General features: G+C 71.4%; 12 protein-coding genes. 10 read left to right on the forward strand and 2 right to left on the reverse strand.

The window, feature by feature from the left end; genetic code table 11:
- The first annotated feature begins 269 nt into the window (after positions 1-269).
- The 10 genes from Air01nite_RS12145 to Air01nite_RS12190 all read left to right on the forward strand — a co-directional run bounded on the left by Air01nite_RS12145 (position 270) and on the right by Air01nite_RS12190 (position 9,697).
- Positions 270-731 carry a Rieske (2Fe-2S) protein gene (locus Air01nite_RS12145; protein ID WP_203702123.1) on the forward strand — a complete coding sequence of 154 codons (462 nt, stop codon included), beginning with the start codon at positions 270-272 and terminating at the stop codon, positions 729-731.
- 122 nt (positions 732-853) lie between these two features.
- A complete protein-coding gene (gene uvrC, locus Air01nite_RS12150; protein ID WP_203702124.1) occupies positions 854-2,830 on the forward strand; it encodes an excinuclease ABC subunit UvrC in 1,977 nt (658 codons plus the stop codon).
- 11 nt (positions 2,831-2,841) lie between these two features.
- Positions 2,842-3,735, forward strand: a complete 894-nt coding sequence (gene rapZ, locus Air01nite_RS12155; protein ID WP_203702125.1) for an RNase adapter RapZ — start codon at positions 2,842-2,844, stop codon at positions 3,733-3,735.
- Positions 3,735-4,685, forward strand: coding sequence for a gluconeogenesis factor YvcK family protein (locus tag Air01nite_RS12160; protein ID WP_203702126.1), 951 nt, complete (start codon positions 3,735-3,737; stop codon positions 4,683-4,685). The genes rapZ and Air01nite_RS12160 overlap by 1 nt, the downstream gene beginning before the upstream one ends.
- A gap of 58 nt (positions 4,686-4,743) precedes the next feature.
- Positions 4,744-5,724 carry a DNA-binding protein WhiA gene (whiA, locus tag Air01nite_RS12165; protein WP_203702127.1) on the forward strand — a complete coding sequence of 327 codons (981 nt, stop codon included), beginning with the start codon at positions 4,744-4,746 and terminating at the stop codon, positions 5,722-5,724.
- A 146-nt stretch (positions 5,725-5,870) separates the two neighbouring features.
- Positions 5,871-6,875, forward strand: coding sequence for a type I glyceraldehyde-3-phosphate dehydrogenase (gene gap, locus Air01nite_RS12170; protein WP_203702254.1), 1,005 nt, complete (start codon positions 5,871-5,873; stop codon positions 6,873-6,875).
- Between the two features lie 5 nt (positions 6,876-6,880).
- Complete coding sequence (locus tag Air01nite_RS12175) at positions 6,881-8,077, forward strand: phosphoglycerate kinase (protein ID WP_203702128.1); 1,197 nt, start codon at positions 6,881-6,883, stop codon at positions 8,075-8,077.
- The gene (gene tpiA, locus Air01nite_RS12180; RefSeq protein ID WP_203702129.1) at positions 8,077-8,868 is read left to right on the forward strand and encodes a triose-phosphate isomerase; all 792 of its coding nucleotides are present in this window, start codon (positions 8,077-8,079) and stop codon (positions 8,866-8,868) included. The genes Air01nite_RS12175 and tpiA overlap by 1 nt, the downstream gene beginning before the upstream one ends.
- An 82-nt stretch (positions 8,869-8,950) precedes the next feature.
- Entirely contained in the window at positions 8,951-9,205 is a 255-nt protein-coding gene (gene secG / locus Air01nite_RS12185) for a preprotein translocase subunit SecG (protein ID WP_203702130.1), read from the forward strand.
- A 147-nt stretch (positions 9,206-9,352) separates the two neighbouring features.
- A complete protein-coding gene (locus tag Air01nite_RS12190) occupies positions 9,353-9,697 on the forward strand; it encodes an RNA polymerase-binding protein RbpA (RefSeq protein ID WP_203702131.1) in 345 nt (114 codons plus the stop codon).
- A gap of 203 nt (positions 9,698-9,900) precedes the next feature.
- On the opposite strand, the gene Air01nite_RS12195 is transcribed toward Air01nite_RS12190, so the two are convergent.
- Together Air01nite_RS12195 and pgl are read right to left on the reverse strand one after the other, a co-directional pair.
- The gene (locus Air01nite_RS12195) at positions 9,901-10,179 is read right to left on the reverse strand and encodes a hypothetical protein (RefSeq protein ID WP_203702132.1); all 279 of its coding nucleotides are present in this window, start codon (positions 10,177-10,179) and stop codon (positions 9,901-9,903) included.
- A gap of 44 nt (positions 10,180-10,223) precedes the next feature.
- Positions 10,224-10,997: a 6-phosphogluconolactonase gene (gene pgl, locus Air01nite_RS12200; RefSeq protein ID WP_203702133.1), complete on the reverse strand. Its 774-nt coding sequence runs from the start codon at positions 10,995-10,997 to the stop codon at positions 10,224-10,226.
- Between the last annotated feature and the right edge of the window lie 205 nt (positions 10,998-11,202).

Consider the following 11,202-nt stretch of genomic DNA (forward strand, 5'->3'; position numbering starts at 1 on the left):
TCGCCGGGGCACCACCCTGACCCACGAGCCACCCCTCACCCGACCCCAAGGCGGGATCGGCGCACATAACTGTCCGGATCGGGGAACGGCCGAGCGATACGCGGATGCGCGTATTTCAGGGGTTCTCGGGAGGTCACGAGGTTGGCTCAGTAGGGTGCTGGACGAAATGTCCCGACCCGCGCTTCGTGAACCGGTAGCGGCAAGCGTCCGTGTGGCCTGGTGGGGATTGAACATTCAACCGACCGTGCGGCCAAGGAGAGGCATAGCGGATGAGCAGGGAAGAGACGGTGACGAGCCGGCGTGCGTTGCTGGCCGGTGTGGGAGCGGTCGGCGCCGTGACCGTGCTGGCCGCCTGCGGCACCGACACAGAGGCCGGGACAGGCTCGGGCACCGGTCAGGACCCGGATCCGACCGAGGACCCGGGCGGCGACTCAGGCGGGGGTGGCGAGGTCATCGCCAAGGTCAGCGACGTGCCGGTCGGCGGCGGCGCGATATTCGCTGCGTCCGAGATGGTGGTGACCCAGCCCACCGAGGGGCAGTTCCACGGATTCCGTGCGGTCTGCACCCATCAGGGCTGTCCGATCGCCAGTGTCGACAGCGGCACGATCAACTGCAGCTGCCACGGCAGCAAGTTCGCCCTGGACAGCGGTGAACCGCGCAACGGCCCGGCCACGCGGCCGCTCACGGCGCGCGAGGTCACCGTCAAGGGCGACGCGATCGTCCTGGCCTGAGCCGATTGGAACGGTCCGTTGCCAACGCATCGCGTTGGCAACGGACCGTTCCAACCGCCGGGCGGCGGGTCGGCCGCCAAGATCAACCGATCTTGACGGAGGCGAGCGATACGCTTGCGGCCGTGGCTGACCCGTCGTCCTACCGTCCCCCACCGGGCTCGATTCCGGATCTTCCGGGCGTCTACCGGTTCCGGGACGCGACCGGCCGGGTGATCTACGTCGGCAAGGCCAAGAGCCTGCGGAGCCGGCTCAACTCCTACTTCGCCGACCCGTTCGGGCTGCACCAGCGCACCCGCCAGATGGTCACGACCGCGGCGTCGGTCGACTGGATCACGGTGGGCACCGAGGTCGAGGCGCTCCAGCAGGAATACACCTGGATCAAGGAATACGACCCGCGGTTCAACGTCCGCTACCGCGACGACAAGTCGTACCCCTATCTCGCGGTGACCCTCGACGAGGAGTTCCCGAGGCTCCAGGTGATGCGCGGCGCCAAGCGCAAGGGCGTCCGCTACTTCGGTCCCTACTCGCACGCCTGGGCCATCCGCGAGACGCTCGACCTGCTGCTGCGGGTCTTCCCGGCCCGCACCTGCTCCAAGGGCGTGTTCAAGCGCGCGGGCCAGATCGGCCGGCCGTGCCTGCTCGGCTACATCGGCAAGTGCTCGGCGCCCTGCGTCGGCTCGGTGACCGCGGTCGAGCACCGGCAGATCGTCGAGGACTTCGTCGACTTCATGGCCGGCAAGACCGACACCCTGATCCGCCGGCTCGAGCGCGAGATGATGTCGGCCAGCGAGGAGCTCGAGTTCGAGCGGGCCGCGCGGCTGCGCGACGACCTGGCCGCCCTGCGCCGCGCGATGGAGAAGCAGACCGTCGTGCTCGGCGACGGCACCGACGCCGACGTGGTCGCCTTCGCCGAAGACCCGCTGGAGGCCGCGGTCCAGGTCTTCCACGTCCGTGGCGGCCGGGTCCGCGGCCAGCGCGGCTGGGTCGTCGAGAAGACCGAGGAGCTGACCACCGGCGACCTGGTGCACCACTTCTGCTCCCAGGTCTACGGCGGCGAGCAGGGCGAGTCCGACGTCCCGCGCGAGCTGCTGGTGCCGGCCGTCCCCGCCGACGTCGACGCGCTCGCCGACTGGCTCAGCCAGCACCGGGGCAGCCGGGTGACGATGCGGGTGCCACAGCGCGGCGACAAGAAGGCGCTGCTCGACACCGTCGCCCGCAACGCGCAGGAGGCGTTGACGCGGCACAAGCTCAAGCGGTCCGCCGACCTGACCACCCGCAGCCAGGCGCTCGAGGAGATCGCCGAGGCGCTCGACATGGACACGGCGCCGCTGCGCATCGAGTGCTACGACATCTCCCAGATCCAGGGCACCGACGTCGTGGCCAGCATGGTCGTCTTCGAGGACGGGCTAGCCCGGAAGAGTGAATATCGCCGCTTCATCGTCAAGGGCGCGACCGACGACCTGTCCGCGATCTCCGAGGTGCTGCGCCGCCGCTTCGCCCGCTACCTCGACGCGCGGGCCGAGACCGGCGAGCTCGGCGACGAGATGGAGATCGATCCCGACCGGCCCGGGATCGACCCGCACACGGGCAAGCCGCGCCGGTTCGCGTACCCGCCGCAGCTGGTCGTGGTCGACGGTGGCGAGCCGCAGGTGCGGGCGGCCGCCGCGGTGCTGCACGACCTGGGCATCGACGACATCGCGCTGTGCGGCCTGGCCAAGCGGCTCGAGGAGGTGTGGGTCCCCGACGACCAGTTCCCGGTGATCATGCCGCGCACGTCGGAGGGCCTCTACCTGCTGCAACGTGTACGCGACGAGGCGCACCGGTTCGCGATCACCTTCCACCGGCAGCGCCGCTCCAAGCGGATGACCGCCTCGCAGCTCGACGGCATCCCCGGGCTGGGCGAGATCCGCCGCAAGGTGCTGCTCCGGCACTTCGGCTCGGTCAAGCGCCTCTCCGCCGCCTCGGTCGACGAGATCGCGTCGGTGCAGGGCGTCGGCAAGCGCACGGCCGAGGCGATCAAGGCCGCTCTGGGCGGCGACACAACGACGACGAACGGGACGGAAGAGGGCGATGGGTCCGATGTTTCCCGCGATGCCTAGGATTTCGCGTCGTGGGTGAGCGGGAGCACGACGAGTTGGACCGGTCCGACACCACGCTCGTGATCGTCACGGGTGTGTCGGGCGGCGGCCGCAGCACGGTCGCGCGCGCATTGGAAAATGTCGGCTTCTACGTCGTCGACAACCTGCCGCAGACGCTGATGCTGGAGATGGCCGAGCTGGCCTACGCCGCCGGCGGCCCGGCGCGGCTCACCGCGATGGTGCTCGACGTGCGCAGCCGGGCGTTCTCGACCGACCTGACCAGCGCCGTGCACGCGCTGCGGGAGCGCGGCTTCAACCCGCACGTGGTGTTCCTCGACGCCGACGACGACGTGCTGATCCGGCGCTTCGAGAGCGTCCGTCGCTCGCACCCGCTGCAGGGCGACGGCCGGCTCGCCGACGGCATCGCGGCCGAGCGCAAGCTGCTCGAGGACGCCCGCGAGCAGGCCGACGTGATCATCGACACCAGCCACCTCAACGTCAACCAGCTCCGCCGCCGGGTCGAGGAGATGTTCGGCGGCGAGGACGCGCGCCGGCTCAAGGTGACGGTGCTCAGCTTCGGCTTCAAGTACGGCCTGCCGCCGGACGCCGATTTCGTGCTCGACGCCCGTTTCCTGCCCAACCCGTTCTGGGTGCCGGAGCTGCGCGACCTGACCGGCCGGGACGAGGCGGTCAGCGGCTACGTGCTCGGCCAGCACGGTGCGGTGCCGTTCGTCGAGACCTATTCGCGGCTGATCGTGGGCACCGCGCCGGGCTTCGAGCGCGAGGGCAAGCGCTACCTGACCGTGGCCGTGGGCTGCACCGGCGGCAAGCACCGCAGCGTGGCGATCGCCGAGGAGCTGGCCACCAAGCTGCGTGAGGCCCGGGTCTCCGCGTCGGCACAGCACCGCGACCTGGGGCGCGAGTGATGCGGGTCGTCGCGTTCGGGGGCGGCCACGGCCTGTCCGCCTCGCTGCGCGCGCTCCGCCGCAGTGGTGCCTCCGACATCACCGCGGTGGTGACGGTGGCCGACGACGGCGGGTCCAGCGGGCGGCTCCGCGCCGAGCGCGCGGCGTTGCCACCGGGCGACCTGCGGCAGGCCCTGGCGGCGCTGGCCGCCGACCGCGACGACACGCGGCAGACCGCCGAGCTGTTCCAGCACCGGTTCGCGCCGGACGGGCGTGACCACAGCCCGCTCGACGGCCACACTGTCGGAAATCTGGTACTTGTCGGGCTGATGGAACAGCTCGGTGACCCGGTGTCCGCTTTGGATCACGCGGCGCGGATGGTCGACGCCGCCGGCCGGGTGCTGCCGATGGCGGTCAAGCCGGTCGGCATCGAGGCCGACGTCCGGGGCGCCGACCCCCGGCGGCCCGACATGTTGCTCACCGTCGTCGGGCAGCACGCGGTGGCGGTCGCGCCCGGCCACGTGGAGGCGGTGCGGCTCACCCCGGCCGACCCGCCCGCCTGTCCGGAGGCGGTGGCCGCGGTCGAGGCGGCCGACTGGCTGATCTTCGGGCCGGGCAGCTGGTACACGAGCGTGATCCCGCACCTGCTGGTGCCGGATCTGGCCGCGGCGATCGTGGCGAGCCCGGCCCGGCGACTGGTCACCCTCAATCTGGCGGCCGAACCCGAGACGTGGGGGCTGTCAGCTGCTGATCACCTGGCCGCCCTGCGCTGGTACCTGCCCGAACTGAAAGTTGACACCGTTCTCGCCGACGGGACCGCCGTCGGTGACCCCGAACCCGTCCGCCGTGCGGCAGAATCGCTGGGTGCGCGGCTGGTGCTCGCCCCGGTCGCCGTTGCGGACGGCAGCCCGAAGCATGATCCTGCAGCGCTCGGGGCGGCCCTGGTGCCTGTCCTGGGTGCCAGTCGTTAAGCACGTGAGAACCCACCGGCTTCGGGCCGGATACCGGCACGCGAGGTGACGAAGAGTTATGGCGATGACCGCCGCGGTCAAGGACGAGCTGAGCCGGGTCGACGTGCCCAAGCCGTGTTGCCGGCGGGCCGAGATGGCCGCGTTGCTGCGCTTCGCGGGTGGCCTGCATATCGTCTCGGGCCGCGTGGTCGTCGAGGCTGAGCTCGACACCGGTGCGGTCGCCCGCCGGCTGCGCCGGGAGATCGCCGAGGTCTACGGCTACCCGAGCGAGATCCACGTGCTGGCCTCCGGCGGCCTGCGCAAGGCCAGCCACTACATCGTCCGAGTGGTCAAGGACGGTGAGATCCTGGCCCGCCAGACCGGCCTGCTCGACGTCCGCGGCCGACCGGTGCGGGGCCTGCCGCAGCACGTCGTCGCCGGCAACGTCTGCTGCTCGGTGGCGGCCTGGCGCGGCGCGTTCATGGCGCACGGCTCGCTGACCGAGCCCGGCCGGTCCAGCGCGCTGGAGATCACCTGCCCCGGCCCCGAGTCGGCGCTGGCCCTGGTCGGCGCGGCCCGGCGCATCGGCATCACCGCCAAGGCCCGCGAGGTCCGTGGCGTCGACCGCGTCGTGGTCAAGGACGGCGACGCGATCTCCGCGCTGCTCACCCGGATCGGCGCGCACAGCAGCGTGCTGGCCTGGGAGGAGCGCCGGGTCCGCCGCGAGGTCCGGGCGACCGCCAACCGGCTGGCCAACTTCGACGACGCCAACCTGCGCCGCTCGGCCCGCGCCGCCGTGGCGGCCGCGGCCCGGGTCACCCGCGCCCTGGAGATCCTCGCCGACGACGCCCCGCACCACCTGACCTCGGCCGGCCGGCTGCGCCTCGACCACCGCCAGGCCTCGCTGGAGGAGCTGGGCGCCCTGGCCGACCCGCCGCTGACCAAGGACGCGATCGCCGGGCGGATCCGGCGCCTGCTGGCGCTGGCCGACAAGCGGGCCCGCGATCTGGGCATTCCGGACACCGAAGCGGCTGTGACGCCCGACATGCTGGTCGTCTGACAAGCGACCTGCCGCGCAGTTCACGCACGCCCTCAGATAGGGTCGTCAAGTACGGCGACGGGGCCGGCAACCGGTTCTAACACCGGCCGGCGTACGCGGACGAAACCGCGGCCGCCGGCTATCTCATCATCGAGGAGATGAAACCTGTGACCATCCGGGTTGGCATCAACGGTTTCGGCCGCATCGGCCGCAACTTCTTCCGGGCCGTTCTCGCCTCTGGGGCGGACATCCAGCTGGTCGGCGCCAACGACCTCACCGACAACGCCACCCTGGCCCACCTGCTCAAGTACGACTCGATCCTGGGCCGGCTGCCCTACGAGGTGAAGGCGACCTCCGACGAGATCTCGGTCGGCAGCCAGACGTTCAAGGTGTTCGCCGAGCGCGACCCGGGCAAGCTGCCCTGGGGCGACCTGGGCGCCGACGTCGTGATCGAGTCGACCGGCCTGTTCACCGACGCCACCAAGGCGCGTGCGCACGTCGACGGCGGTGCGAAGAAGGTCATCATCTCCGCGCCGGCCAAGCACGAGGACGTGACGGTCGTCATGGGCGTCAACGACAACCAGTACGACCCGGCCAAGCACACGATCATCTCGAACGCCTCCTGCACCACCAACTGCCTCGCTCCGATGGCCAAGGTGCTGCACGACACGTTCACGATCCAGCACGGCCTGATGACCACGATCCACGCGTACACGCAGGACCAGAACCTGCAGGACGGCCCGCACAAGGACCTCCGCCGGGCCCGCGCGGCCGCGCTCAACATCGTGCCGACCTCGACCGGTGCCGCGAAGGCCATCGGCCTCGTGCTGCCCGAGCTCAAGGGCAAGCTCGACGGCTACGCGCTGCGGGTGCCGATCCCGACCGGCTCGGCGACCGATCTCACGGTCAACGTGGGCCGCGAGACCTCCGTCGAAGAGGTCAACAACGCGATGAAGGAAGCCGCGGCCGGCGCGCTCAACGGCTACCTGACCTACACCGAGGACGAGATCGTCTCCAGCGACATCGTCACCGACCCGGCGTCCTGCATCTTCGACTCGGGCCTCACCAAGGTGATCGGCAACCAGGTCAAGGTCGTCGGCTGGTACGACAACGAGTGGGGCTACTCGAACCGCCTGGTCGACCTGGTCAAGCTCGTCGGGACCTCGCTCTGACCATCATGAAGACGCTTGACGATCTCCTCGCGGAGGGAGTCGCGGGTCGGCGCGTGCTCGTGCGCGCCGACCTGAACGTCCCCTTCGAGAAGGACAAGCCCGGTGTGATCGCGGACGACGGCCGCATCCGGGCGGTCCTGCCGACCATCGTTGCACTGCGGGACGCGGGCGCCGCGGTGGTCGTGATGTCCCACCTGGGTCGCCCGAAGGGCGCACCGGACCCGAAGTACACGCTGGCGCCGGTGGCGCGGCGGCTCGGCGAGCTGCTCGACGGCGAGGTGCACTTCGCCACCGACACCGTCGGCCCGGACGCCACCGAGAAGGTGGCCGGCCTCGGCGGCGGCCAGGTGCTGCTGCTCGAGAACCTGCGCTTCAACGCCGGTGAGACCAGCAAGGACGACGCCGAGCGGGGCGTCTTCGCCGACCAGCTCGCCGCGTTCGCCGAGGCGTACGTCGACGACGCGTTCGGTGCCGTGCACCGCAAGCACGCGAGCGTCTACGACGTCCCGGCCCGGCTGCCGCACTTCGCCGGCGGCTTGGTGCTGCGCGAGGTCGAGGTGCTGGCCCGGCTGACCGACAGCCCCGAGCGGCCCTACGCGGTCGTCCTCGGCGGCGCGAAGGTCTCCGACAAGCTCGCCGTGATCGAGGCGCTGCTGCCCAAGGTCGACAAGCTGCTCGTCGGCGGCGGCATGTGCTTCACGTTCCTCAAGGCACAGGGTCACGAGATCGGCAAGTCCCTCCTCGAGGAGGACATGCTCGACACCTGCCGCGACCTGCTGGCCCGCGGCGGCGACAAGATCGTGCTGCCGACCGACGTGGTGGCCGCCACCGAGTTCTCGGCCGATGCCGACCACGCGGTGGTCGCCGCCGACGCGATCCCGGCCGACCGGCTCGGGCTCGACATCGGCCCGGCCAGCGTCGCCGCCTTCGCCGGCGCCCTGGCGGGGGCTCACACGGTGTTCTGGAACGGCCCGATGGGCGTCTTCGAGCTGGCGCCGTTCGCGGCGGGCACCCGCGGCGTGGCCGAGGCGATCATGAAGGTCGACGGCCTGACCGTGGTCGGCGGCGGCGACTCCGCGGCCGCGGTGCGCGCGCTCGGTCTCGACGAGAGCGCGTTCGGCCACATCTCGACCGGCGGGGGAGCCTCGCTGGAATACCTGGAGGGCAAGCGCCTTCCCGGCATCGCCGCTCTGGAGTCCTGATGGCCACGCAGTCCCGCCGGCCCCTGATGGCCGGCAACTGGAAGATGAACCTCAACCACCTCGAGGCCATCGCGCTCGTGCAGAAGCTGGCCTTCAGCCTCAACGAGCAGCAGCTCTCCGCCGTCGAGACGGTGGTCATCCCGCCGTTCACCGACCTGCGCAGCGTGCAGACGCTGGTCGACGGCGACAAGCTGCTCATCGGATACGGCGCGCAGGACCTCTCGCCGCACAAGGGTGGCGCCTACACGGGCGACATCTCGGGCCCGATGCTGTCGAAGCTGGGCTGCGGCTACGTGGTGGTCGGGCACTCCGAGCGCCGGCAGTACCACCACGAGGACGACGCGGTGGTCAACAGCAAGGTGCAGGCCGCGCTGGCCAACGAGCTCACGCCGATCTTCTGCATCGGCGAGGGGCTCGACGTCCGCGAGGCGGGTGAGCACGTCGCGCACTGCTACTCGCAGCTCGACGCCGGTCTCGACGGGCTCAAGGCCGAGCAGGTGCGCAAGGTCGTGATCGCGTACGAACCGGTGTGGGCGATCGGCACCGGCAAGACCGCGACCCCGGAGGACGCGCAGGAGGTCTGCGGCGCGGTCAGGACCCGGCTGGCCGAGCGGTTCGACACCGAGACGGCCGAGACCACCCGCATCCTGTACGGCGGATCCGTGAAGGCGGCCAACGTGGCCCAGATCATGGAGATGCCCGACGTCGACGGCGCCCTGGTGGGCGGCGCGAGCATCGACGCGGACGAGTTCGTGCAGATCGTTCGGTTCCCAGAGCACATCAAGAAGTGAGGAGCGGTGGCCGGGTCCGCCCAGCGCGGACCCGGCCGCTATCCTTGGCGAGTCGCGCCCATCCGAGAGGACAGACCCCACCATGCCGATCGCATTCGCCTACACGTTGATCGTGTTGCTGATCATCACGAGCGGGCTGCTGACGATGCTGGTCCTGTTGCACCGCGGCAAGGGTGGCGGCCTCTCCAGCATGTTCGGCGGCGGCGTCAGCACCAACCTCGCCGGCTCGTCCGTGGCCGAGAAAAACCTCGACCGCTACACCATCCTGGTGGGGATCGTGTGGTTCGCGTGCATCGTGGGCCTGGGCCTCTGGCTCAAACTCGCCGTCGCGAGCTAGCACACATCTCGACCAAACAGTCGTAAACTCGTGCGCGGCTCGGACCAGGTCCGAGCCGCGCACGTGCATATGTAGCCCGCTTCACCGCGTCGCGACGCCGCGCTTCCCCCGCGGCCGACCCCCGCACGACGACAGGAGCGACAAACCGTGCCCAGCGGCAGCGCAATCCGTGGCACCCGGGTCGGCTCCGGCCCGATCCGCCCCACCGAGCGGTGCGAGCCAGCACCCCGACGCTCGGTGACCTACTGGTGCTCCAACGACCACACCGTGGAAATCTCCCTGGCGGCCGAGGTGGCCCCACCGGTCACCTGGGACTGCCCGCGCTGCGGACAACCGGCCGGCCTCGACGCCACCAACCCGCCGGGCAAGCCACGCAGCGAGCCCTACAAGACCCACCTGGCGTACGTAAAAGAACGCCGCAGCGACGCCGACGGCGCCGCCATCCTCGCCGAGGCACTGGCCAACCTCCGCCAACGCCGCGGCGAGTTCTAGCCCGTCGGCGTCAGCAGCCAGTGGCCGGTCGTCGACCAGCCGAGCAGCCGACGCCCACCGGCCGGCGTGCGCGACGTAACCGAGGCCGACGACCGCGGGCGTGATCCGCTCGCGAACCGGCCCGGGTGCCGCCGCCAGATCTTCACGCGACCCGTCGAGCACGGTGCGTGGGACGTCGCTCTCCGACAGTGACAGGTAGCAGATCATCTGTCGCCAGGCGTACGCCGCATCGCGATCGCCGGCCCGCAGCAGCCACGCCACGGTGAGCAGGGCGGCCTGCTCGGGCAGCTCCACCCGGTAGGCCCGGCTGTCCAGGAGGTCGCGCAGCCCGCCTGGCCGGCGTCACCGAGATACCAGGCGAACAGAGCACCCCGCTCGGCCGGCATGCCGGCCCGGTCGGCCAGGGCGACGTCGTGCGGCGCGAGAGCGCCCTCGGCCGCCGCCGCGCCCGTGGCAAAGCCGCGCACGACAGTGGGCGTCACCCGCGCCGGGAATCCGGAGGCGCGCTGCCGCGCGCCTCCGAGTTTCAGCTGCGGACGCTGCGGAAGGTGCGGCGGACCTGGGCGGCCGCCGCGCTGTCGAGTTGCCAGATCGTGCGGTTGACGCCGCGCACCCCGGCTGCCGGCAGCTGCACCGGGCCCGCGCCCGTCAGGGCCATGCCCACCGCGCCCGCCTTGTCGGGGCCCGCTGCGACCAGCCAGACCTGGTCCGCGGTGTTGATGGTCGGCAGGGTCAGCGTCGTGCGGACCGGGGGTGGTTTCGGGCTGCCGCGGACCGCGCTCACCGGGCGCGTCTCGTAAGCGACCGGGTGCTCCGGGAACACCGACGCCACGTGGCCGTCCTCGCCCACCCCCAGCATGAGCACGTCGAAGTGGGGGAGTGGCGCCGTGCCGGGGCGGGCCGCGCGGGCCAGTTCCTGTGCGTACCGGGCCGCGGCCGCCTCCGGGTCGTTGCCGTCCGGGCCGTCCGACGGCGGCATCGCGTGCACGCGGGACGCCGGCACGCGCAGTGCGTCCAGCAACTGCTCGCGGGCCTGGGTCTCGTTGCGATCCGGGTGCCCGGCCGGCAGGAACCGCTCGTCGCCCCACCAGAAGTCAACCCGGGTCCAGTCGACCGCGTCGCTGGCCGGGAAGTCGCGGACCGCGCGGTGCACGGCGCCGGCGATCCGGCCGCCGGTCAGCACCCAGGACGCCGCGCCGCGTTCGGCCTGGGCGTCGATCAGCGTGACCACCAGGCGCGCCGCCACCGCTTGGGCGAGCACGTCCGGGTCGGAATGGACGATGACGCTTGTCTCGCTCATGCCGCCGCGTCCCTACGGTCGGCGGAGCAAGAGCGAGGCTCACTGAGCTGGCTGCGCTCGCTTCGCTCGCTCATCGATGTGTGCCTTCGGCGGGTGACGGTGTGGTCGGTGCGGAGCCCTGCGCGGTGCCGGCGCCGGCCGACGCGGGGTGGATGACCCGGTCGCCCGTGCGCGGTGGCATGTCCTCCGGCTGCGTCGGCGGGCC

Source organism: Asanoa iriomotensis (genome assembly GCF_016862515.1).
Classification (GTDB): Bacteria; Actinomycetota; Actinomycetes; order Mycobacteriales; family Micromonosporaceae; genus Asanoa; species Asanoa iriomotensis.